Source organism: Vibrio sp. 10N.222.52.C12, assembly GCF_041474215.1.
GTDB classification, from domain to species: domain Bacteria; phylum Pseudomonadota; class Gammaproteobacteria; order Enterobacterales; family Vibrionaceae; genus Vibrio; species Vibrio crassostreae_C.
On sequence record NZ_JBFRTR010000082.1, the window covers coordinates 1 to 22475 of the forward strand.

A 22475-nucleotide genomic window follows, 5' to 3' on the forward strand; every position below is an offset into this window, starting at 1 on the left:
AGCAGAAGCAGAAGCAGAACAGGAAGAAGTGGCAGTTCCTCAAGCTAAGGTTGAAGAAGTACAAGAGAAGCCGACAGAAAGCTTCTTTGCTCGTCTTAAGCGCAGCCTAAGCCGCACTAAAGCAAACATCGGTGCTGGTTTCTTTGGTCTGTTCAAAGGCAAGCAAATCGATGAAGACCTGTTTGAAGAGCTAGAAGAGCAACTTCTGATTGCTGACGTGGGTATGAATACCACGGTTAAGATCATTGAAAACCTGACAGAAAAAGCATCTCGCAATGACCTAAAAGACGGTGAAGCGCTTTATGGTCTGCTCAAAGAAGAGATGGCAGACATCTTAAGCCAAGTGGAACAGCCACTGGTTGTTGATACCACTAAAACACCTTACGTTATCTTAATGGTGGGTGTGAACGGTGTAGGTAAGACAACTACGATCGGTAAGCTGGCGAAACAATTCCAAAATGAAGGCAAGAAAGTGATGCTAGCAGCGGGTGATACCTTCCGTGCTGCAGCCGTTGAACAGCTTCAGGTTTGGGGTCAGCGTAACGATGTGCCAGTTATCGCTCAACACACTGGTGCGGACAGTGCGTCTGTTATCTACGATGCGATTGAAGCAGCGAAGGCTCGTGGTGTTGATGTTGTGATTGCTGATACAGCCGGTCGTTTGCAGAACAAGAGCAACCTGATGGAAGAGCTACGCAAGATCGTTCGTGTAATGAAGAAGATTGATGACTCTGCGCCACACGAAATCATGCTAACGCTCGATGCAGGTACAGGTCAGAACGCTATCAGCCAAGCGAAGTTGTTCAGTGAAGTGGCTCCAGTTACGGGTATTACACTGACTAAGCTAGATGGTACGGCGAAAGGTGGTGTAATTTTCTCAATTGCTGACCAGTTCCAGATTCCAATCCGCTACATTGGTGTGGGTGAAGGTATTGATGACCTGCGTCCATTTGAATCTAAAGACTTCATTGAAGCACTATTTAGCCGCGAAGAGTAACGCGAGTAGCAAAGTGGTTTATCCTTAATCTGCTACCGTTTTTAAATTTGATATTAGTGATCGTAAGAGGAATTTTCGGTGATCAAATTTCAGCAAGTGAGTAAAGCCTACCGAGGTGGAAGACAAGCGCTCCAAAAAGTGGACTTTCACCTGAAACGTGGAGAGATGGCTTTTTTGGGTGGGCACTCTGGGGCTGGTAAAAGTACCTTGCTGAAGTTGATCTGCGCGATAGAGCGTCCAACTGATGGACGTGTCTGGTTCAACGATCACGATATCACTCGTATCCCAGCCAAAGACATTCCTTTCTTACGCCGTAATATTGGGATTGTTTTTCAAGACCATCGCCTGCTGATGGACCGTTCGATTTTCGATAACGTCGCTCTGCCTATGCGTATTGAATCTATTTCTGAAAACGAAATAAAACGCCGAGTCAGTGCTGCGTTGGATAAAACCGGTTTATTAGATAAAGCCCGTTGTTTGCCAAGCCAACTTTCTGGTGGTGAACAACAACGCGTGGGTATTGCTCGCGCCGTGGTTAACCGTCCAACTCTGCTTTTAGCCGATGAGCCTACCGGTAATCTAGACCCTGAATTATCTAACCGTGTGTTGCGATTATTTGAAGAATTCAACCGCTCAGGTGTGACGATCATCCTAGCGACGCATGATGTCGGGTTAGTGAACACTCGCCCTCAGTACCGCCATCTTGAATTAAACCAAGGATTTTTGAGTGAGGTTGAAGACTATGGCCGCGAATAAGCGCATCAAAAAACCTCAATCTAATCGAGCAGCAAACCGCGCTTCAAGCGACGGCTTCTTTGTTGTTCACTGGAAACAAGCCAAGTCATCGTTCTCGCAAATGTGGCAGCGCCCGTTAGGCAACTTACTGACCCTTGCGGTGATCTCTATGGCGTTGGCGATGCCAGCTTGTTTGTACCTATTAGGTAAAAATGTAGGGGAAGTGGCGCAAGATGTCACTAGCCCGTCACAAATAAGTGCTTATGTAGAGGATGGTATTCCTGAGCCACGAGTAATGGTGCTTAAGGATGAAATCGAAAGTTGGGATCAAGTTGAGCTCGTGGAGTACATTTCTCCGCAGCAAGGGCTTGCAGACCTCAGCCAGTATTCTGGTTTTGAAGACGCCCTAACCATTCTCGACGATTATTCACTGCCAGGTGTGCTGGTGATTACGCCAAGCGTGCACAGCGATACCTTAATTAAAGAGCTGGCAGGCACAGTTAAACAACAAGAATTAGTGACCGATGTTCGCCTAGACGAAGATTGGTTAGCGCGATTAGATGCGATCAAAGCATTAGCGGCTGTCATCGTGATTACCTTAACGGTATTGATGCTGGGCGCGGTATTTCTGATTATCGGCAATACACTACGATTTAATGTGTTGGCGCATAAAGAAGAGATTCAAACCATGAAGCTGATTGGTGCGACCGACAGCTACATTCTTCGACCATACCTTTATGCTGGGATGTGGTTTGGCGTTTTAGGTTCGATTAGCGCTTGGGTAATGACGGCATTGATTACCGTATTGCTGAACAGCGCGGTGGATGACTTGGCTCAGCTATACGACAGCCACTTCCGTTTAATTGGCCTGAGTTGGGATGAATCTTTACTGCTTTTGATCGTCGGAACTCTGCTTGGTAGTGTGGCTGCAAAGCTTTCTGCACAGCGTCACCTAAAAGAAATTGAACCAGTTTAGGTGAATAGAGTCATATTTAGACGAAAAATAGGCACTTCTTAACCAGTTTTTGCCTTGTATAGACGAATTGATTATGCATAATTACTTCCCCCTCCTTGAAACCTGTTCATTTTAGGTTCAAGATTGTAGGGTTTTAATAGATGTATTACTCCAGATCAGAGATTGATGAGGAACCGAATGGCAAACCAAGCGTATCAAATGGCTTTAGTCACACAAGATAGTTTAGATAGCTATATCCGCTCAGCGAACAGCTACCCTATGCTGACTCCTGAAGAGGAACGTGGACTTGCAGAGCGATTACATTACAAAGGTGAGATCGACGCTGCGAAAGGCTTGATCCTTTCCCACCTAAGATTCGTGGTGCACGTTGCAAGAGGCTACTCTGGCTACGGGCTACCAATGGCTGATCTCGTCCAAGAAGGTAACATCGGCTTGATGAAGGCTGTTAAGCGCTTCAATCCAGAAGTTGGTGTTCGTCTCGTCTCGTTTGCTGTTCACTGGATCAAAGCTGAAATCCATGAATACGTTCTACGTAACTGGCGTATCGTTAAAATTGCGACCACTAAGGCACAGCGTAAACTGTTCTTTAACCTTCGTAAGTCTAAAAAGCGTTTGGGTTGGTTCAATAACGGTGAAGTTGAGACGGTTGCTCGTGAACTGGGTGTTGAGCCTTCAGAAGTTCGTGAGATGGAATCTCGCTTAGCAGCACAAGATGCGACGTTTGAAGCGCCTATGGACGATGACGATGGCGGTTCTGCTTACACTGCTCCAGTTTACTACCTAGAAGACAAGGCGTCAGACGTTGCTGAGACGGTTGAAGCGGCTAACTGGGAGTCACACACCAATAATCGCCTAGGGCTAGCACTAGCAAACTTAGACGAGCGTAGCCAACACATTGTTCGCTCACGTTGGTTAGACGACAACAAGGCAACCCTGCAAGACTTAGCGGATACCTACAGTATCTCAGCTGAGCGTGTTCGCCAGTTAGAAAAGAATGCGATGAAGAAATTGAAACAAGCCGTTGGTGATTTCTAATAGCATCTAGTTTCTATTAGCTTCTACTTTCTAGTAGAGCTAACAAATAGTTGAATTTTGAAAAGGCCGAGATCGAGAGATCTCGGCCTTTTTGTTTTGGATCGATTTCTCAACTTTTGCGATCGAAATTTGCAAAATGATTTTGTGGATAACTCTGTGAGAAGTTTATTCGTCAGCTATCTAAAAGCAGTGTGTAGTAAGGCTTTGACGGGGTTTTTCGAGTGGGGATATGTTTCAGTTAACCCACAGTTAGATCAGGATCATTACTACATGTTGTGGATCTATTTTTGAAAAGACACTTTATTCACGCAATTCACAGATTTATCCACAAATGGTGTAAAAGTGATCGCTGGTGGATAACCTTATTAAGTGGATGTGAATGTTAGCCTTGGGATAGGTTACAATGGCAGCAAAGTAAATCAGTATAAAAAGAGAAAGTCATGGACCAGTTTAAACATATCGATGTTAAAGGCGCTCAAGCCCTCATCGAACAAGGCGAAGCTCGACTTGTCGATATACGTGACCCGCAGTCTTTTGCGGTTGCCCACCCAAAAACAGCCTACCACCTGACTAACGATACGATGGTGTCATTCATGGATGAGGTTGAGTTCGAACAACCTATCTTAGTGATGTGCTACCACGGCATCAGTAGCCAAGGTGCGGCACAATATTTAGTGAACCAAGGCTTTGAAGAGGTATATAGTGTTGATGGTGGTTTCGAAGCTTGGCATCGTGCTGAACTTCCAGTGATCGCAGGTTAATGACTTTCATCACCTGAACCGCCTCAAGCATCCCTCATAGAATGAATAGGAAGTAACAATGATTAGATTGATGGTGTTAGACAATCCACGTCTTGCTCAAGCATTTATTGATTATATGGCCTCTCGTCAGATCCCTATTCAGATGTCTCCAGAGGGAGAAGGGCGTTTTGCTCTTTGGCTTCTTGATGGCCAATTTCAGGTTGAAACCGAAGCTGAGCTGAATCGTTTTCTGGCTGAGCCCAATCATAAGCGCTATCAAGCTGCATCTTGGGACATGGCAGAGACCAGAAAGAGCAACTTCCATTACCACACGCCAAGCTTCATGGGCATGATCAAAGCCAAAGCAGGCCCAGTGACACTAAGCCTGATGTTGGTGTGTGTGGTGATTTTTGCGCTGCAACAGATCGGTTTTGGCCAAGCTATTTTCAATGCCCTACATTTCCCAGCGGTGGGTGGACAGCAATGGCAGCTGTGGCGTTGGTTGAGTCATGCCGTTCTACATTTCTCTGTTATGCACATCGCATTTAATATTTTGTGGTGGTGGCAGCTAGGTGGAGACATTGAGAAGAAACTTGGCAGCCTCAAGCTACTTCAGATCTTTGCTGTCTCTTCTGCGCTTTCAGGTGCTGGGCAGTATTGGGTTGAAGGGGCGAACTTCGGTGGTTTGTCTGGTGTTGTGTATGCCTTGGTTGGTTACTTATGGGTGGTTGGTGCGAAGGCGCCACAACTTGGTTTAGGTATCCCAAGACAGATTGTCGGCTTTATGTTGGTGTGGTTGGTGCTTGGGTACATGCAGCCATTTATGGCTATCGCCAATACGGCGCATTTAGCTGGTCTAGCCGCTGGTGTGATTATTGGCTTTATCGATGCGATGAAAGCACCAAGCTCGGCAAGAAGCTAATTCATATCTTCTAATGAGTAGCCAAACGATAGAGACAAAAAAAGCGGCCAGATGAGCCGCTTTTTTATTGGGATTCGTTTTACATCATTACTGATAAAGGTATTTGGTAAACAGTAAGTCAGCAATCAGGGTTTTACCTGTCTCTGGAAGCAAAATCTTGTTGAGGTGTTCAACTAAGGATTTTCTTAAGTCTTCACGGCCAGATAGAGATTTAATGGTTTCTTCGTTTTGTTTGCCAAGCAATTCAATCACCGCATCGCGAATCAGTGGTTGGTGATGCTCAATAGCGGCCAAGTCGCTACTATTTGCCACCATGATGTCGAGGCGAACCTGAATGTAGCCCAGTTTTTTACCTTTAGTGTAAAAATTGGTGGTCAGGTCTGGCTCTAGCGTGAAGTAGGCGAGTTTAGCTGCCGACTCCTCTTCCGCGAAACTTGATGCTGAAAAGAGTAGGGTAATCGCAAGAAATATTTGGGCTACATAACGTTTGTGCATATTTGTGACTTTTCTTTAGTTTATTCGCGATATTCGAAACGCATTAGTCTTGTTACAATGAGCGGTCTAAATCTAAATACGTTTACAATTCGAAGAACGCTTTAATTTTGTTCGAAAGTTGAAGCTTTATTGTACGTGTAAAGTCACCTATTGAATACTAGTATGAATCAGCCAATATCGCTGTATCTTAATTCGTTAATGAATGTAGATTGGCAAAGTACAGAAACATTTGATTTTCCTAATGAAACCACCAAAGAGTGGCTGATGGAGCAAGGTTCTCTTTCCCGCAAGTTGGGGAAGTGCTGTCAGCACCTGTCTGTTGAGTTGCTTCATAATCAAGTTGTAGAACGCTCAATGCTGCAACAAGACGAGGAACATCTTTTATCATCGTTTGATTGCTTACTGCGTAAAGTGATTTTAAAGGGTGATGACGAACCGTGGGTGTTAGGTCGAACCTTGATTCCCCGAGTCACATTAGAAGATCATCAGCACTCAGACCTTTCTCAACAAGGTAATGTCCCGCTTGGATTGACCGTTTTTAGTGCTGAGAACGTGGAGCGAGATGCGCTGCAAGTTGGTTGGGTTATCGCAGGCGATGAGCGATTACTCGCGCGTCGTTCTCGATTATGGATGAACCATAAACCGATGCTTGTGGCAGAACTGTTTTTACCAACATCACCCATTTACTCTAAGGAGAGTGTGTAAATGCTTGCCACCAAAGCGAAGGCGTATTGGCAATTAACGCGAATGAATCGCCCGATTGGTACCCTATTACTCCTTTGGCCGACCTTGTGGTCACTGATTATCGCCGCACAAGGTATGCCTGATTTTGATGTCTTGGTTGTTTTTGTACTCGGCGTGGTGTTGATGCGTTCAGCTGGCTGTGTGATCAATGACTTTGCGGACCGTAAAGTAGATGGTCATGTTAAACGTACCAAGCAGCGTCCACTGCCGTCTGGTTTGGTTTCCAGTAAGGAAGCGATTCTGCTCTTTTTAGTGCTAGCCGTAGTTTCATTCTTGCTGGTACTCACCATGAATCCACTGACCATTAAGCTCTCATTTATTGGTGTGGGTCTGGCGTTCATTTACCCTTTCATGAAGCGTTTTACGCATCTTCCACAGTTGTTTCTTGGCTTAGCGTTTAGTTGGGCGATACCAATGGCTTGGGCGGCACAAACCAATGAACTGCCAAGCATTGTGTGGTTTGTCTTCGTGATTAACGCGTTGTGGACGATTGCTTACGACACGCAATATGCGATGGTTGACCGAGATGATGACTTGAAGATTGGTATTAAATCGACGGCTATTTTATTTGGTCGCTTCGATAAACTGATTGTTGGCTCTTTGCAACTCGTCACCCTAGCGATGCTGATTGCGTTAGGCATGCATTACCAACTAGGAGATACCTTCTATTGGGCACTGTTGGTAGCGGGAAGCTTATTTGTGTATCAACAACACCTGATGCGCCACCGTGATCGAGACCTTTGTTTCCAAGCCTTTCTAAACAACAACTATGTTGGAATGGCAGTGACAGCGGGCTTGTTCATTACCTTCTGGTAAGCATCAGTTTTTATCAAACGAATATTCAAGAAAAAGGCACCCAGTGGGTGCCTTTTTTGATCGCGTTGAATCTGCTATCAGAGCCCTGCTATATACAGGAATTACTCGACTTGGTGAATACTCTCTTGAATAGTCAGACGGACTTCTGGGTAAAGCATCGAGTAAAGAAGCTTAGCGAATTGCTGAGTCTTCTCTAAATCGCAGTTGCCGTCGTTATCTAGGTACTGTTGCTGCTTCAACGTTGCGAACATAGAAGCAAACACGCCTTTATCGAAGAATTCGGGAGCATTGATACCATGCAATCGACCAAGTCGCTGTGCGATGTCTTGGCTTTTCTGCTCAAGGTCAGATTTGTCCAGTTCCGGATTCTCTGCCAGCAAGTTTAGAGCAATAGAGTAGCGCTGTAGCGTTTCTGAAATCGTACGGCCTAACAGCATAAGAGCTTGGCTGTTCGATTGGTTGATCGTCACTTCATTGTCAGACACAACAATCATGCCCTGGCTAACAAGTTCATCAATGATGTTTGATACTACGCCTTCAAGCTGTGATTCGTCGTAGCTTAAGAACAGCTCTTTCTTTAAGAACGGGTAAATTGCTGCAACATTCTTTTGAATCGCTTCAATCGATAAACCGCGCTGACGAATGGTCATCTGGGCAATTAAAGATGGCAGAGCGAACAAGTGAATGATGTTGTTTCGGTAGTAGGTCATCAGAATTGACTGGTGACGGTCTAGCGAAATAATGTCGCCCATTGAGTCTGATTCAATCAAGAACTTGTTCAGTGATTCAGCATGTTTTACCAAATCTTCAGCGCTGTCTTTTGGCACAGTGAACGTTGCTGAATATGGAACGTTCTTAAGCAGAGATAGGTAGCAATTGATCTGAGAAACCAAAGAGTCACGAGACAATGCGCGCTGTCTTGAGGCCAATAGCGCGGTTGCACAAAGGGTCAATGCGTTGGTCGCCGCGGCATCGTTAATGTGCGTCATCATTTTGGTCGCCAGGTCATTAACCACTGGATTCATCCATTGTGGTTTACTGGTGCCCATTGGGTCGATGTCTTTGGTCCACTCAGGTGAGTGTTCATTCAGGTATTGGTTCAGTTGAATCGGCTCACCGAAGTTCACGTAGCCTTTACCAAAGTTACGTAGCTTACGAATGGTACGAATCACTAAGCTCGCGTTTTCTTTCTCTTTACGCTTGCCACGAAGTTCTTTCGCGTAAGTCGCCACTTCCATCACGTGTTCATAACCAATGTACACAGGGACCAAAGTAACAGGACGGTTCATACCACGTAGCATTGCCTGAATGGTCATCGCTAGCATGCCCGTTTTTGCCTGCAATAGACGACCTGTACGAGAACGACCACCTTCACTGAAGTACTCTACTGAGTAACCTTTAGCGAACAATTCCGCTAGGTATTCACGGAAAATCGTCGAGTACAGCTTGTTGCCTTTGAAGCTACGACGAATAAAGAATGCACCACCATGACGGAAAATAGGACCGGCAGGGAAGAAGTTGAGGTTGATACCCGCCGCGATATGCGGAGGCACCATGCCTTCGTGGTAAAGCACATAAGAAAGCAACAAGTAATCCATGTGGCTACGGTGACAAGGCACATAAACAATCTCGTGACCATCTTGAGCCAATTTACGAACCGTTGAAGCGTTGCTGATATGCAGGCCTTGGTAAAGCTTATTCCACAACCAACCCAGAATCTTCTCACCACGCTTGATCAGCGAGTAAGAGAAGTTTGCAGCAATCTCGTCCATGATGTCTTGGGCTTCTTTGCTCGCTTTCTCGATCGAGATGTTCTTTGCTTGTGCTTCGTCTTCAATTGCTTTCTTGATCGCTTCTGATTTGAGTAGGCGATCAAACAGCGCTTGGCGGCTTGGAAGGTTAGGGCCTGATGCAGCAAGTTTTTGGCGAGAGAAGTGGATACGCGCTACACGCGCCAGTTTGTGCGCGATGGTGCTGTCGGTACCGTGTGAGTTTGCCATGTAGCGAAGAGATACCACAGGACTAAAGCGAACTAGACAGTCACGACCTGCGAGCAATACCGCTTTTGATTTTTCTAAGCCATTCATTGCTTGTAGGTAAGGTTTCTGGTTAGTCTCTTTACCTGGTTTACGTCCCCAAAGCACAGTGGCAGGGATAACTTGAACATCGAGCTCAGAGTCTTCAGCATGCAGTGAAAGCAACTCAGAGAACACTTCAATTGAAGAGCTTGGTACATAATCATCGTCTTGAAGCAGAGTTTTGCGAGAAGATATAAAAACGTAGCGTTGCAGTGATTTGCCGTTGATTTCAAGCTTGCTTAATGGATCAGGTAGACCTAATTCAAGTGCATGTTTTTGCAATGTAAGAATGTCGACACTTGAGCGAAACGGTAAGGCGTATACAATCGGTTTGCTCAAATCAATGTTCAAATCCTCAACAGGGTTTGAAGGAATTGATGTGCCCTTTACCAATACGGATAAAGGTAGCTTCATTAATGAACGTGAAAAAGATTGTCCAGAAGACATATAGGTTCACTGCCTCAATAGTTATTTCAATGTGCTCAAGCGTATCTCTATTTCTATGATGAAAAAGGATAAATCCTATGAGTGAAATAGGGATAAGCCTAGGCGTAAATTTAATCGATGCAAGAATACCAGAAACTGGTCTAACCTTTTAATGGAAATAGTCATATTGCCGTTAAGTTTGTGGAAAATCATTCATCGACTGATTGAGTATAGAGTTAAAAATGACCAAAAAATCAAACACCGGATTCAAACGCATCATAAAAGCAGCAGGCTTTTCATGGCAAGGCCTCACAAGTTCGTTTAAAAGCGAGGCTGCATTTCGGCAAGAAGTGTTCATGGCAGCAATACTGATTCCGTTGGCATTCTATTTGGACGTAAGCCAAGTTGAGCGAATCTTGATGATCTCAGCTGTTGTGTTAGTGATGGTTGTCGAGTTAATCAATACCGCGATTGAAGCAGTTGTTGATCGAATCGGTAGTGAGCATCATGAGCTTTCTGGGATGGCTAAAGATGTCGGTTCGGCAGCAGTTTTCATCTGTTTGGCACTCGCAGGTTATGTGTGGCTAGAGATCCTGTTTTTGTAATTTGCTAAAAATGAACTAAAAACAACCAATTGCTTTGCTTTTGTTCAGTTACTGGATATACTCACAGTCAACTGTATAAAAAGACAGGTGAATCATGAAGCCGTTAACGCCCCGCCAGCAACAAGTCTTTGACCTTATCAAAGGTAAGATCGAAGATTCCGGTATGCCACCGACACGTGCAGAAATCGCGCGTGAACTAGGCTTCCGTTCTGCTAATGCTGCAGAAGAACATTTGAAAGCTCTTGCTCGTAAAGAAGCGATTGAGATTATCCCGGGTGCGTCTCGCGGTATTCGTATTTTGCTTGAAGATGCAGCAAACGAAGAGCAAGGTTTACCATTAATCGGTCAGGTTGCCGCTGGTGAGCCTATCTTGGCTCAAGAGCATGTAGAAATGCATTACCAAGTTGATCCAGGCATGTTTAAACCACAAGCTGACTTCTTACTTCGTGTAAATGGCGAAAGTATGAAAGACATCGGTATTATGGATGGTGATTTATTAGCTGTTCATAAAACACAAGATGTACGCGATGGTCAGGTTGTAGTGGCTCGTGTCGATGATGATGTAACGGTAAAACGCCTAGAACGTAAAGGTTCAACGGTTCTGTTACATGCTGAAAATGAAGAGTTTTCTCCAATCCATGTCGATCTAGAATCTCAACACTTGTCTATTGAAGGGCTTGCGGTTGGTATTATTCGCAACACCGACTGGATGTAGTCAGTACAAACAGCTTATTGATATTTATTCTCAATAACTTGTCATTGTAATTGATATTCATTATCATCTTCTTTGTCGAGATACAAGGAAGATGATGATGCCAAACCCAACCAAACCTCAAATGAAGCCGCTTACTCGTAAGCCGCGCTCCTCTGTTCAAAAGGCTTCTTCTGAACAAGGGTCTGCACATCAAGAATTCCAAGTTCCGACGAACCTCGTTCAGCATCTTTGGTTTCGTAGCCGTGAAAGCCTAGCTGATGATGGTCTCGTTTATGATCCTATCGCAGCTCAAGCCTGCAAGCGTTGCCAGCTCGCACCAGAATGTCTTACCGGTGAACTCGACCAACAGCAACTCCTTTACGCGACACTGACTCAACTTTGTGATTCTCAAGTTCAACAGTTTTTATCTCATAACCCAGATGCTTGGATTATTAACGTGGGAGCAGGGCTCGATACCCGTTTCTACCGTTTAGATAATGGCCGCTGTCATTGGGTTGAGTTAGATGTAACCGAGAATCTGCTTTGGCGACAACGCTTGTTCCACAAAAATGAACGCTATCGCTTAGAGTGTGGCTCTGTCGATGACCTAACTTGGTTGGATGAACTTAATATTCCAGAACAAGCCTCGGTGATGGTGGTGTGTGAACATGCTTTGCTGGATTGTAATGAACAACAGACCGCGAACTTCATTCAGTCTTTGAGCCGTTACTTTACTCATGCACATGCGTGTTTAGTCTTAGCTGGAGATAAAAGCTCAAGTACGTTGGGACAAAAGCTTGGTTCAGGAAAGTATGCTCATGGGTTGTCTTCACCAATAGACAGCGTTCTTAATTGGCTGCCATGGGCACAATGGGTAAAAGCGTTTTCTCCCCTAGACCAACAATGCAATCGTTGGAAATTGTGGCAGCGGCTTCTTTGTAAGATCTCTCAGGTCAAAAAGCGTTTAACGCCGCAGTTAGTGCTCGTTAAGTGGTAACCCTAGTGGTTCTGTATTTCGAGTAACTGAGTACATAGCCGGTATAAGTAAAATTCCACAACATAGTGAAAGCCCACCCACTAGGTTAAACTATCGCCTCTAATCTAAGAGGTGATCGTGAAGCTATTTAATCCCCAAACTATTTTTCAAACGCTATCCAATCAGGCGATGCACAAAAAAGTGCTGCTGCTCGCGATCCCGATGGTTCTCTCTAATATTACTGTTCCACTGCTGGGCTTAGTCGATGCGGCGGTTATCGGTCACCTCGAGCACTCTTGGTATTTAGGTGGTGTGGCGCTGGGCGGCACAATGATCAGCGTGACCTTTTGGTTGCTTGGTTTCCTGCGCATGTCGACAACAGGGCTAGCCGCACAATCTTATGGTGCGAATGATGGCAAGCAACTAGGCTTAGTCTTTGTGCAAGGCGTGACCATGGCCTTAGGGTTTGCTGGTGTCTTTTTGCTTTTACACAGTCTAGTCGCCGATTTAGTTTTCTCATTGAGTAGCGCCAGTGATCAAGTTAAGCACTATGGTCAGCAATATTTCTCAATCCGCGCTTGGAGTGCGCCTGCTGCGCTAACTAACTTTGTGATTCTAGGTTGGTTACTCGGGACTCAAAATGCCAAAGCGCCCATGTGGATGGTGATCATCACCAATATCACCAATATCGTTTTGGATATTGTTTTTGTTATCGGCTTAGGATGGCAAGTGGAAGGTGCAGCATTGGCATCTGTAATGGCTGATTATGCCGGTCTAACATTTGGCTTGATTTGTGTTTACCGAATCTGGGCGAAGAAGCAGTTACCATCGCCATGGGATCTGCTTAAGAAAACCAGCCAAGGTTTGAGTCGTTTCGTGAAATTGAATCGCGATATCTTTCTTCGTTCATTGTATCTACAAGCGACTTTCACTTTCATGACTTTCCAAGGTGCAAGCTTTGGCGATGATGTTGTTGCGGCCAATGCAGTGTTGATGAGTTTCTTGATGATCATCTCTTATGGGATGGATGGCTTTGCCTACGCAATGGAAGCGATGGTCGGTAAGGCGATAGGCGCGAAAGACAAAGATGAACTGAACCAGTCATTGATTGGTACTTTCTTCTGGAGCTTTAATATTTGTTTGGTACTGACCATAGCGTTCGCACTCGCTGGCTCGAGTTTGATTAATATGATCACTACCATTCCTGACGTGAAGAACCAAGCCGAGGTGTATTTACCGTGGTTAGTCGCAATGCCATTGGTGTCTATGTGGTGCTTCTTGTTGGATGGTATTTTTGTTGGAGCAACCAAGGGCAAGGATATGCGCAATAGTATGTTTGTTGCGACCTGTAGTTTCTTCGCGATTTTCTATTTAGCATCAGGTTTAGAGAACCATGCACTGTGGTTAGCGATGCTGAGCTTTATGGCAATGCGCGGAATTGGTCTTGGTGTGTTGTTTGTTTCTCAGTGGAAGAAAGGGGAGTTTCTCGCTTAGCTCTGAGGGCTCTGTTTGTGGAGAGTAAATGAGGCTGTACAGGTAAAGGGGTATTTAGAACATCATGATCTAATTACTATCAATGCCTTAATATTCAGTGTTTTAAATAAAAACAGCAAGCGCGTGGCTTGCTGTTTATGTATTTGGCCTATGGGTGGTCAAATACTCCTATTGGTTCTTTATCTAGAATAAACGGTTAAGCCCGTTGAGTGCTGCAACACGATAAGCTTCCGCCATCGTTGGATAGTTAAAGGTTGTATTCACAAAGTACTCGATGGTATTTGCTTCACCTTTCTGTTCCATGATCGCTTGTCCGATATGGATGATTTCAGCGGCACGCTCACCAAACACGTGGATACCTAAAATCTCTTTGGTTTCGCGATGGAACAGAATCTTCAAGCTACCAATGTCTTTACCCGCAATTTGAGCACGAGCTAGGTGTTTGAATGAAGAACGTCCTACTTCATACGGTACTTTAGCTGCGGTAAGTTCTTGCTCGGTTTTACCAACAGAACTGATCTCCGGGATGGTGTAGATGCCGGTTGGAATGTCTTCGATAAGGTGGCGTTCAGCTTCACCTTTCACAATTGCTTGAGCCACAAATCGACCTTGGTCATAAGCCGCGCTTGCTAGGCTAGGGTAGCCAATCACATCACCGACAGCGTAAACATGGTCAACATTGGTTTGGTAATTGGTATTTACTGAGACTTGCCCACGCGAGTCCGCTTCTAAGCCAACAGCACCAAGGTTCAGTTTATCGGTATTACCCGTTCGGCCATTGGCATACAGTAGGCAATCAGCGCGCATCTTTTTACCTGACTCTAGGTGAATGATCACGCCATCATCAGTGCCTTCAATTTTCTCAAAGGTTTCATCGTTGCGAATCACGACACCGCTGTTCCAGAAGTGATAAGAAAGTGCATCTGAGGTTTCATTGTCTAGGAATGACAACAGACGGTCACGAGTATTGATAAGATCGGTTTTTACACCCAAACCGCGGAAAATCGACGCGTATTCACAACCAATAACGCCAGCACCATAGATGATGATGTGTTGCGGGTCGTGTTTAAGAGAAAGAATCGAGTCACTGTCGTAGATACGTTCATGCAGGAAGTCGACGTTATCTGGTTGGTAAGGGCGAGAGCCTGTCGCGATAACAAATTTGTCTGCACTGTAATGTTCTTCAGTGCCATCGCTTTGCATTACCGAGACAGTGTTGGTATCGATAAAACGTGCAGTACCAAAGACCAACGTGCACTGGTTGCGGTCGTAGAAGCCTTGGCGTAATCGAGTCTGCTTGTCGATAACCGATTTGGCATGCCCCAAAATGTTAGAAAACGTTGAGTGTATGCTTTTGTTGTTCTGACAAAACAGCGGATTACTGTTGAATTCGATAATACGACTTACGGCATGACGCAGTGCCTTTGAAGGAATGGTTCCCCAGTGAGTACAACCACCACCAACGCTGCTCTCTTTCTCAATGATTGCAACGTTCAACCCGGCTTTGGTTAATCCCATCGCTGCCCCTTCTCCTCCGGGGCCACTACCAATTACGATTACATCAAAGTGGTTGGAGTGCGGCATAGATATCTTCCTTGTTATATTTGAGTAACATTGCTTTAGCGAGATTTTAACTGATTCTGTTCTTGGGTACATGAAAAGGGCATCAGAGAGTCGGTGGGATCACGCAGTGTTATCGAAAAATAATATTTGGTATGTCGTATGTCTCCAAATGACAGTGTGGATATTGAAATTTTTTCTTCGAACGTATTTACTTCGGTACGTGAACAAAGAGGTATGTTTAGTGTCTTATATAACCAGAGTGCCTTATATAAATAAGTGATTCGCGTTATATTGAATAGAGTATTAGACATGCCTGTTTAGGCTGTAAAAGAAGAAATTGATAAAGTATGAAACCAATGGGCATTCGCGCACAGCAAAAAGAAAAAACTCGTCGCAGCTTAATCGATGCAGCATTTAGCCAACTCAGCGCCGATCGTAGTTTTTCCAATCTAAGCTTGAGAGAAGTCGCTCGTGAGGCTGGAATAGCACCGACTTCCTTTTATCGTCACTTCAAAGACATGGATGAGCTTGGCTTAACCATGGTTGATGAAGGTGGCTTACTGCTGCGCCAGTTAATGCGTCAAGCTAGGCAACGCATAGTAAAAGAAGGCAGTGTGATTCGTACATCGGTTGAAACCTTTATGGAATTCATTGAAAGCAGCCCTAACGTATTCAGACTGTTATTGCGAGAGCGCTCAGGAACTTCATTTGAGTTTCGTGCAGCGGTAGCTCGTGAGATACAGCACTTCTCTGCTGAGTTAACCGAATATTTGATAACGACTGGCATGACAAGGGACGAAGCTTTCACTCAAGCGGAAGCCTCGGTTATCTTAGTCTTCAACTCAGGGGCAGAAGCATTAGATTTAGATCGACGTCAGCGAGATGAATTGGCTGAACGCTTGATCATGCAATTGCGAATGATGGCCAAAGGAGCTTTTTGGTATCGTAAAGAACGTGAACGTAACCGATTAAAAGGCGGGATTGAATAATGTCGAATGAAAATAATACTGTAAACCGTGGTTCTGAAAGAAAAACACTCGTACTTGCTGTTGTAGCCGGTGTGTGTGGTGATGCATTGTTATCTTGGGTAACAATGAGCGAAGTGGGCTTCTCTATTTTCCCGCTTATCGCTTTAGTTTTGGCTGTACAAGCGCTTTACCAAGAGTACCTAACTAACCCAGTATCTGAAGATATCCCACTAGTAGGTTTAGCTTGTTTCTTCGTGGGTGCATTTGGCCACTCGGCTTTTGTGAAGGCACAACACCCTGATGCTGGCTCAAACTTCTTTGCGATTATTGTCGCGATGTTGCTTCTTGCATGGGTAGGTAAGAAACTCGGCTTTATCGGCAAAACTGCTTAAGCTGATTTAGAAATTAAAAAAACGAGCCAATGGGCTCGTTTTTTTGTATCTGCTGTTTGGCTTAGACCTGAAAGCGATACTTACGCTTTACGCTCTAGGAATACGCCAGCTTCCATGTGGTGCGTGTAAGGGAACTGGTCAAACAGAGCAAAACGAGTGATGTCGTGCGTTTCGCTTAGGATCTCTAGGTTCTCTTTCAGTGTTTCAGGGTTACAAGAGATGTACATGATGCGCTCGTAGCCTTGCACCATCTTACAAGTATCAACGTCCATACCTGAACGCGGTGGATCAACAAAGATAGTGTTGCAGTTGTAGCTCTTTAGATCGATGTTTGCTTGCTGTAGGCGGCGGAATTCACGCTTACCTTCCATTGCTACGGTAAAATCTTCCGCAGACATACGAATGATCTGAACATTATCAATCTTGTTCGCCGCAATGTTGTATTGAGCAGATTCTACAGATGGCTTCGCTAGCTCTGTTGCAAGTACACGCTCAAAGTTTTGTGCCAGAGCTAATGAGAAGTTACCGTTACCACAGTAAAGCTCAAGCAAGTCACCTTTGCTGTCTTGAGTACAGTCGACAGCCCATTCCAACATTTTCTCTGCTACTTTGCCGTTTGGTTGAGTAAAGCTGTTCTCTACTTGCTGGTATATATAGCTATCACCATTCACATCTAGCTTTTCAATGACGTAGTCGCGATCCAGTACGATTTTCATCTTACGCGCACGGCCAATCAGGTTTAGGTTAAAGCCTTCATCATTTAATTGCTGCTTAAGCGCTTTAGCATCTTGAATCCACTGTTCACCTAATTGACGGTGGTAAAGCAGTGACACCAAAATCTCACCGCTTAACGTAGAAAGGAAGTCTACTTGGAATAGCTTGTGGCGTAGAGAGTGGTTGCTCTTCATTGCATCCGTTAATAGAGGCATTAGATCGTTGATAAGACGACTAGCCGCAGGAAACTGGTCTACGCGGTATTTTTCTTTGGTCTCTTGATTGAACATGACGTAATACATATCGTCACCTTCATGCCACACGCGGAATTCAGCACGCATGCGGTAGTGTTGTTCTGGAGATTCATACACTTCCAGCTCAGGCACATTGTATTGTGAGAACATTTCAGTAAGACGTTCAGTCTTTTCTGCGAGCTGTTCTTGGTAGCGTTGCGGGTTTACATCTAAATTCGCCATTGTTATGCCTTTTGCTGTCGTGCTTTTAAATCAAGAGCGCAGATTTTATTCAATCACAGGCGCTTGTCCAGTGTTGAGAGCTATTCAATGTAAATCGACCTTGAAAACTATAGCTTATAACTATCTTAGACTAGACAAATGATTCATAGGTTAATACTATCTCCGACAAGCTGGTGCCATTTGGATGTATAGATGGCTGAAGAGGGAATCTGGTGTGAATCCAGAACTGACGCGCAGCGGTAAAAGAGAACGAGTATTCATAAGACACTGCAAATAGCTTTTTGTGGGAAGTCGAATATTAGGTAACCATAAGGGTTGTGCTCTTGAGTCCGAATACCTGCCAGCGGCTAAGCCACACAATGTGGTTTGGTAGGACTTTACGCGATTTAGGATCACAACATGAAGAAATCCCTTTTAGCGGTTGCTGTAGCATCGCTGCTTTCACCTATCTCCAATTTACACGCCCAAGAAGCATCTGCCGACGAAACCATGGTGGTGACGGCTAACCGTTTTGAGCAAGTTGATGGCGCAGTATTAGCGCAAACTGTAGTGGTTACCAAAGAAGACATTTCAAAACTTCAAGCAAATAGCCTTATTGACGTTTTTCGAACGTTGCCAAGCGTTGAAGTTGCTCAATATGGTGGTCGCGGGCAAACAGCCTCGTTCTATGTGCGAGGCGGTAGTTCTTCTCAAGTTCTAGTACTAATGGATGGAACTCGCTTACCAAGAGCTATGATGGGTGGTGTTGATTTTAACTCTTTGCCAGTTAACTCAATTGAACGAATTGAATTCATTCGTGGTGCGCGCGCCTCTATATATGGTTCTGAAGCTATTTCTGGTGTCATCAATATTATTACTAGAGCAGATGTGAATGAGAATGCCGTTAAAGTGTATGGCGGGTATGGCACAAACAATCATTATGTAACCTCCTTAGCTGCTCTGCATAAAATTGATGATAACCAACATATTAAAGCTGTTGTTGGTTATGAAAAGGATGATGGATTTAATGTTAAGCCGATTGAGGGTATCAATGATGGTGATGAGCACGGCTTTGAGTCATACAATTTAAATATTGGCTACCAAAATCAGCTAACCAAGACAGTTAATGCCTTTGTTAATGTTGTGGCTTATGACAACGAAGGTGAGTACGACAATAGCTCGGCAGCTTCTCCTTGGGGGCCTGCTCGACATGAAGAAAAAGTTGGCCGAACTGAATTTCGTTCAATCAATACAAACTTGGCTTACAACGAAGATAACCTCACTTCAACGTTAGATCTTACTTATGCAGAGCAAGACAACTACGATTATATTGTAGGTAAGAGTAAGAAAAGTGGTGGTATCACATCGATTAACCAAATCAATGCTGCTTGGTTGAATTCATACCGAGTAAACGAGCAGTTGGCTTTGGGTGGTGGTTTAGATTACCGACGTGAAGAGTTAGATGAAGGTTATACTGGTTCTAGTTACTATAAACCAGAAGAGAACCCTCGTGAAAACTATGGTGTGAGTGTTATTAGTCAATACACTATAGATGGCTGGACACTTGAAGCAAGTGCTCGAAATGATGAGAACAGCCAATATGGAAACAACACGACGTGGCAAGCAGCGGCGGGTTGGGCATTCCTTGATAATTATGAGCTTAAAGCGAGTCATGGTACTGCATTTAGAGCTCCTACGTTTTTAGACTTATATTACCCAGGTTACGAAGCTCCTAATCTAAAAGCAGAAGACTCTCAAAATACAGAGTTAACACTTGAAGGCACACATTCTTATCTAGATTGGTCTATTACTGGCTTTATCAACAAGATTGATAACATGTTGATGTGGCAGGGTGCTGGCATGACCAATATTGGTGAAGCTGAAATCAAAGGTGTTGAACTGGGTTTAGGTTTTGATACTTCAATCGTTACACACCAGTTTTACTTAGATTGGAAAGATCCAGTAGATAAGTCTAATGGTAAAGAGCAGCAATTAGCATACCGTTCTAAACAAGGCGCTAAATGGAACGCCTTTGCTGAGTTAGGTGATTGGGTTCTGGGCTCTCAGTATCTTTATCAAGGTGAGCGTTTTAATGGTACGACACGATTAGCAAGCTACAGTCTTTGGAATTTTACTGCTGAGTACGCAGTTTCGGCAGATCTTAAGGTGAAAGGGAAACTGAGTAACGCATTCGATGAAGATTATGAAATGTATAGTGGTTACGCGACACCGGGTCGTGAATACTTTGTATCAGCATCTTACCAATTCTAATTTACACCTAAACCGCCTTCGGGCGGTTTTTTCTTATTGGGTATATCAATGAAAAAGAAAGTCGTCATAAGTTGGTCGTCAGGCAAAGACTCTACATTAACCCTAGAACGTCTACTTGAAAGCACCGAGTATGAAGTTGTTGCTCTCTATACTACGTATGTTGGAGATGAGGTCCCTTTCCAAGTCACGCCAATCGAGGTTGTCGGAATGCAGGCTACATTGATCGGTTTGCCTCTAATAACGATTGAGCTGCCGGAGGTGTTCCCAAGTAACGAGATCTATCAAAGTACGATTGTTACGGCGCTTAAAGGATCGGGTTTATCTATTGATGCCGTGGCATTCGGCGATATGTTTTGCAATGGTATTGCTGATTACCGAAGAAGTTATATAGAACCTGCGGGCTGGGAGTGTGTATTTCCTCTACTAGGAGAGAGTAGCCAAACTCTGGCTCAAGAAATCATAAATAGAGGAATCGAAACCTTTCTCGTCACAGTTGATAGCGATGCATTAGACATGAGCTATTGCGGGAAAGAATACACGCCTGAACTAATAGACAGTTTGCCAAGTCACGTCGACCCATGTGGAGAAGATGGTGAGTTCCATACCTTAGTAACGTCAGCGCCATGCTTTAAAGGTAAGCTCAAGATAGAGCTAGAAAATGTAGAGCAGGGTGAGCGCTTTGGGCATCAACGCTACCGAGCTTGCATTATATAGAGTGATGATTGGCGAAAACTAAGTGAAGGGGTATCATTGTTGCGGAACTTCTTACAGGTAATGGTTGTGTCGAAAAGCATACAAAAAAACATATTGGTCTTTGATTCTGGAGTTGGCGGCCTCTCTGTATATAAAGAGATAAGCCAGTTACTACCCAATCACAACTATATCTATGTATTCGATAACGAGGCTTACCCATATGGTGAGCTCGATCAGCAAGTCCTCATTCAGCGAGTCCAAAGTATCGTCGCCAGTTTTGTTGCGAGTCACGCTATTGATATTGTGGTGATAGCTTGTAATACGGCCAGTACGATAGTCCTGCCTGCACTTCGCGCTAATAACCTTATCCCTATTGTCGGTGTTGTCCCGGCAATCAAACCTGCCTCGTTACTGGCTAATAAAGCGGTTGGACTTATTGCAACCCCTGCGACGATTACTCGTGAATACACACACGAGCTCATCAAAATCTTCTCGAGTAATAAAAGAGTAGAGCTGTTGGGTTCTACTCGACTGGTGGATATGGCCGAAGATAAACTCAGAGGTGAGGAAATTAGCCTTGAAGAGTTACAGAAAATCCTTCAACCGATGATCAACACGATTGATGTGGCTGTTTTAGGATGTACTCATTTCCCACTTATCAAATCTGAGATTCAACAAGTACTAGGTGAAAGTGTAATGCTGATAGATTCTGGTAAAGCAATAGCGAAGCGAGTTCAAGATTTGTTGGGTTTGGAAAGCATTAATAAAGAAGTGGGAGTGCGTGAGGTTTTTTGTAGTGCACTTCCTAAAAAAGAAAGTGCACTAAATAGTATGTTAAAGCAGTTAGGGTTTAGCTCAGTTCAGATTCGTCCGTTTCAGGATGTTTAGGATCATTTGCAACACGTACTTTTAAAGTGCGTTGCATGTAATCTTTATCGTTAAGTGCAGAGATTGCATGATTCACATCATTACTTGCCATAACAACAAATCCAAAGCCTCTTCTTTTACCAGTACGTTTGTCTTTCATTAAGCGTACTGCAAATACTTCACCATGCTCTGAGAATAATTCACGTACATGTGATTCGTTCGCTTTGTATGGAAGGTTACCCACATAAAGTGTTTTGGTTGAAGCCTTAGGTTCTGGATCTGATTTTGAGTCGGTGCTTGAAAAGTTAACAACAAAAGCGGAAGCCAAGACACCAAGGATAAAGGTAATTGCAGGCGATATATCTACCTGAGAGAAAACAATGCCGCCTAATACAGCCAGTGCGACAATTAACAACATCGATTTTTTTGAGTTCATATCGGAATACTACATATTAATAAACGAAATAGACGCATCTACTATTAACAAAATAGACACATGAATCTTACGTTCATGGCTTCCATTTTTCCAATGTATTGCTGTGATACGTCTCAAATGTTTAGTTTTTATTCGAAAAATGCGGATCTGGTGGCTTTTTAGGCGAACAAAACTTTTATTTCAAAAAGCCCTTGTGCTCCATCTCAATCTCTCTATAATGCCGCCTCACCGACACGGAGTGAGACGAAAGTCACACAGCGAAATCGGTAGAGAAAAAGAGTTTGAAAATAACCCTTGACTCTCAAAGTGGTGCAGGTATAGTACGCACCCCTAGCGACTGAGATGTGAATCACAAAACGCTAGCGCTCTTTAACAATTTAAAC

22 protein-coding genes and 1 riboswitch are annotated in these 22475 nt (G+C 44.2%); of the genes, 17 read left to right on the forward strand and 5 right to left on the reverse strand.

Annotation, left to right across the window (positions count from 1 at the left end; genetic code table 11):
• From ftsY to glpG, 6 genes are all read left to right on the forward strand, one after another.
• Nucleotides 1-997 (forward strand): signal recognition particle-docking protein FtsY (gene ftsY / locus AB4623_RS15555; protein WP_102398534.1); only part of this gene is annotated, 997 nt, incomplete at its 5' end.
• A gap of 78 nt (nt 998-1075) precedes the next feature.
• Complete coding sequence (gene ftsE / locus AB4623_RS15560) at nt 1076-1753, forward strand: cell division ATP-binding protein FtsE (protein ID WP_372146821.1); 678 nt, start codon at nt 1076-1078, stop codon at nt 1751-1753.
• The gene (gene ftsX, locus AB4623_RS15565) at nt 1740-2708 is read left to right on the forward strand and encodes a permease-like cell division protein FtsX (protein ID WP_017061038.1); all 969 of its coding nucleotides are present in this window, start codon (nt 1740-1742) and stop codon (nt 2706-2708) included. Before ftsE ends, ftsX begins: the two co-directional genes overlap by 14 nt.
• Nucleotides 2709-2885: 177 nt before the next feature.
• Nucleotides 2886-3743, forward strand: coding sequence for an RNA polymerase sigma factor RpoH (rpoH, locus tag AB4623_RS15570; protein WP_372146823.1), 858 nt, complete (start codon nt 2886-2888; stop codon nt 3741-3743).
• 440 nt (nt 3744-4183) lie between these two features.
• A complete protein-coding gene (gene glpE / locus AB4623_RS15575) occupies nt 4184-4504 on the forward strand; it encodes a thiosulfate sulfurtransferase GlpE (RefSeq protein WP_017061039.1) in 321 nt (106 codons plus the stop codon).
• Between the two features lie 58 nt (nt 4505-4562).
• On the forward strand, nt 4563-5405 hold the full coding sequence (glpG, locus tag AB4623_RS15580) for a rhomboid family intramembrane serine protease GlpG (protein WP_372146824.1): 843 nt from the start codon (nt 4563-4565) through the stop codon (nt 5403-5405).
• Between the two features lie 87 nt (nt 5406-5492).
• Here glpG and AB4623_RS15585 read toward each other — a convergent pair whose 3' ends face one another.
• Nucleotides 5493-5900 (reverse strand): flagellar basal body-associated protein FliL, encoded by a 408-nt coding sequence (locus AB4623_RS15585; protein WP_017063771.1) that lies wholly within the window; start codon nt 5898-5900, stop codon nt 5493-5495.
• A gap of 162 nt (nt 5901-6062) precedes the next feature.
• Between AB4623_RS15585 and AB4623_RS15590 the strand changes: the two genes are divergently transcribed.
• On the forward strand, nt 6063-6605 hold the full coding sequence (locus tag AB4623_RS15590) for a chorismate lyase (RefSeq protein ID WP_164091128.1): 543 nt from the start codon (nt 6063-6065) through the stop codon (nt 6603-6605).
• Nucleotides 6606-7460: a 4-hydroxybenzoate octaprenyltransferase gene (gene ubiA, locus AB4623_RS15595; RefSeq protein WP_017061043.1), complete on the forward strand. Its 855-nt coding sequence runs from the start codon at nt 6606-6608 to the stop codon at nt 7458-7460. It begins immediately after the preceding gene.
• 101 nt (nt 7461-7561) lie between these two features.
• Here the strand turns inward: ubiA and plsB are convergent, their stop codons facing one another.
• On the reverse strand, nt 7562-9985 hold the full coding sequence (plsB, locus tag AB4623_RS15600; protein ID WP_016790196.1) for a glycerol-3-phosphate 1-O-acyltransferase PlsB: 2424 nt from the start codon (nt 9983-9985) through the stop codon (nt 7562-7564).
• A 221-nt stretch (nt 9986-10206) separates the two neighbouring features.
• Here plsB and AB4623_RS15605 point away from each other — a divergent pair, with 221 nt between their 5' ends.
• The 4 genes from AB4623_RS15605 (at nt 10207) to dinF (ending at nt 13733) form a co-directional block, all read left to right on the forward strand.
• Nucleotides 10207-10569 (forward strand): diacylglycerol kinase, encoded by a 363-nt coding sequence (locus tag AB4623_RS15605; protein WP_017067880.1) that lies wholly within the window; start codon nt 10207-10209, stop codon nt 10567-10569.
• A gap of 94 nt (nt 10570-10663) precedes the next feature.
• Nucleotides 10664-11284, forward strand: a complete 621-nt coding sequence (lexA, locus tag AB4623_RS15610) for a transcriptional repressor LexA (protein ID WP_019820514.1) — start codon at nt 10664-10666, stop codon at nt 11282-11284.
• A 97-nt stretch (nt 11285-11381) separates the two neighbouring features.
• Entirely contained in the window at nt 11382-12260 is an 879-nt protein-coding gene (locus AB4623_RS15615; protein WP_017070281.1) for a class I SAM-dependent methyltransferase, read from the forward strand.
• A gap of 117 nt (nt 12261-12377) precedes the next feature.
• A complete protein-coding gene (gene dinF / locus AB4623_RS15620) occupies nt 12378-13733 on the forward strand; it encodes an MATE family efflux transporter DinF (protein WP_017067882.1) in 1356 nt (451 codons plus the stop codon).
• 183 nt (nt 13734-13916) lie between these two features.
• On the opposite strand, the gene sthA is transcribed toward dinF, so the two are convergent.
• On the reverse strand, nt 13917-15317 hold the full coding sequence (sthA, locus tag AB4623_RS15625; RefSeq protein ID WP_017061048.1) for a Si-specific NAD(P)(+) transhydrogenase: 1401 nt from the start codon (nt 15315-15317) through the stop codon (nt 13917-13919).
• A gap of 326 nt (nt 15318-15643) precedes the next feature.
• On the opposite strand from sthA, the gene fabR reads away from it, so the two are divergent.
• Both fabR and AB4623_RS15635 read left to right on the forward strand, forming a co-directional pair.
• Nucleotides 15644-16285 carry an HTH-type transcriptional repressor FabR gene (gene fabR / locus AB4623_RS15630; RefSeq protein ID WP_010438693.1) on the forward strand — a complete coding sequence of 214 codons (642 nt, stop codon included), beginning with the start codon at nt 15644-15646 and terminating at the stop codon, nt 16283-16285.
• Nucleotides 16285-16656 (forward strand): YijD family membrane protein, encoded by a 372-nt coding sequence (locus tag AB4623_RS15635; RefSeq protein ID WP_004736696.1) that lies wholly within the window; start codon nt 16285-16287, stop codon nt 16654-16656. The genes fabR and AB4623_RS15635 overlap by 1 nt, the downstream gene beginning before the upstream one ends.
• A gap of 80 nt (nt 16657-16736) precedes the next feature.
• On the opposite strand, the gene trmA is transcribed toward AB4623_RS15635, so the two are convergent.
• Complete coding sequence (gene trmA / locus AB4623_RS15640; protein ID WP_016783992.1) at nt 16737-17846, reverse strand: tRNA (uridine(54)-C5)-methyltransferase TrmA; 1110 nt, start codon at nt 17844-17846, stop codon at nt 16737-16739.
• Nucleotides 17847-18000: 154 nt separating this feature from the next.
• Nucleotides 18001-18206, forward strand: a riboswitch (cobalamin riboswitch).
• Nucleotides 18207-18245: 39 nt separating this feature from the next.
• Between trmA and AB4623_RS15645 the strand changes: the two genes are divergently transcribed.
• Genes AB4623_RS15645 through murI form a run of 3 tightly spaced genes read left to right on the forward strand, consistent with a single transcriptional unit; the run spans nt 18246 to nt 21677 of the window.
• Complete coding sequence (locus AB4623_RS15645; protein ID WP_229648276.1) at nt 18246-20096, forward strand: TonB-dependent receptor domain-containing protein; 1851 nt, start codon at nt 18246-18248, stop codon at nt 20094-20096.
• Between the two features lie 48 nt (nt 20097-20144).
• Nucleotides 20145-20810, forward strand: a complete 666-nt coding sequence (locus AB4623_RS15650) for an ATPase (RefSeq protein ID WP_102332806.1) — start codon at nt 20145-20147, stop codon at nt 20808-20810.
• A 60-nt stretch (nt 20811-20870) separates the two neighbouring features.
• On the forward strand, nt 20871-21677 hold the full coding sequence (gene murI, locus AB4623_RS15655; RefSeq protein WP_372146827.1) for a glutamate racemase: 807 nt from the start codon (nt 20871-20873) through the stop codon (nt 21675-21677).
• On the opposite strand, the gene AB4623_RS15660 is transcribed toward murI, so the two are convergent.
• Nucleotides 21640-22092, reverse strand: coding sequence for an RNA-binding protein (locus tag AB4623_RS15660; RefSeq protein WP_102332808.1), 453 nt, complete (start codon nt 22090-22092; stop codon nt 21640-21642). The genes murI and AB4623_RS15660 overlap by 38 nt on opposite strands.
• Between the last annotated feature and the right edge of the window lie 383 nt (nt 22093-22475).

What these genes read in the sequence shown, in the direction of transcription:
- ftsX (WP_017061038.1), top strand. Translation starts at nt 1,740, where the DNA reads ATGGCCGCGAATAAGCGCATCAAAAAACCTCAATCTAATCGAGCAGCA.
- lexA (WP_019820514.1), top strand. Translation starts at nt 10,664, where the DNA reads ATGAAGCCGTTAACGCCCCGCCAGCAACAAGTCTTTGACCTTATCAAA.
- AB4623_RS15615 (WP_017070281.1), top strand. Translation starts at nt 11,382, where the DNA reads ATGCCAAACCCAACCAAACCTCAAATGAAGCCGCTTACTCGTAAGCCG.
- glpE (WP_017061039.1), top strand. Translation starts at nt 4,184, where the DNA reads ATGGACCAGTTTAAACATATCGATGTTAAAGGCGCTCAAGCCCTCATC.
- murI (WP_372146827.1), top strand. Translation starts at nt 20,871, where the DNA reads ATGGTTGTGTCGAAAAGCATACAAAAAAACATATTGGTCTTTGATTCT.
- sthA (WP_017061048.1), bottom strand. Translation starts at nt 15,317, where the DNA reads ATGCCGCACTCCAACCACTTTGATGTAATCGTAATTGGTAGTGGCCCC.
- AB4623_RS15585 (WP_017063771.1), bottom strand. Translation starts at nt 5,900, where the DNA reads ATGCACAAACGTTATGTAGCCCAAATATTTCTTGCGATTACCCTACTC.
- rpoH (WP_372146823.1), top strand. Translation starts at nt 2,886, where the DNA reads ATGGCAAACCAAGCGTATCAAATGGCTTTAGTCACACAAGATAGTTTA.
- AB4623_RS15660 (WP_102332808.1), bottom strand. Translation starts at nt 22,092, where the DNA reads ATGAACTCAAAAAAATCGATGTTGTTAATTGTCGCACTGGCTGTATTA.
- plsB (WP_016790196.1), bottom strand. Translation starts at nt 9,985, where the DNA reads ATGTCTTCTGGACAATCTTTTTCACGTTCATTAATGAAGCTACCTTTA.
- AB4623_RS15635 (WP_004736696.1), top strand. Translation starts at nt 16,285, where the DNA reads ATGTCGAATGAAAATAATACTGTAAACCGTGGTTCTGAAAGAAAAACA.
- AB4623_RS15650 (WP_102332806.1), top strand. Translation starts at nt 20,145, where the DNA reads ATGAAAAAGAAAGTCGTCATAAGTTGGTCGTCAGGCAAAGACTCTACA.
- AB4623_RS15590 (WP_164091128.1), top strand. Translation starts at nt 6,063, where the DNA reads ATGAATCAGCCAATATCGCTGTATCTTAATTCGTTAATGAATGTAGAT.
- AB4623_RS15605 (WP_017067880.1), top strand. Translation starts at nt 10,207, where the DNA reads ATGACCAAAAAATCAAACACCGGATTCAAACGCATCATAAAAGCAGCA.
- ubiA (WP_017061043.1), top strand. Translation starts at nt 6,606, where the DNA reads ATGCTTGCCACCAAAGCGAAGGCGTATTGGCAATTAACGCGAATGAAT.
- fabR (WP_010438693.1), top strand. Translation starts at nt 15,644, where the DNA reads ATGAAACCAATGGGCATTCGCGCACAGCAAAAAGAAAAAACTCGTCGC.
- glpG (WP_372146824.1), top strand. Translation starts at nt 4,563, where the DNA reads ATGATTAGATTGATGGTGTTAGACAATCCACGTCTTGCTCAAGCATTT.
- AB4623_RS15645 (WP_229648276.1), top strand. Translation starts at nt 18,246, where the DNA reads ATGAAGAAATCCCTTTTAGCGGTTGCTGTAGCATCGCTGCTTTCACCT.
- trmA (WP_016783992.1), bottom strand. Translation starts at nt 17,846, where the DNA reads ATGGCGAATTTAGATGTAAACCCGCAACGCTACCAAGAACAGCTCGCA.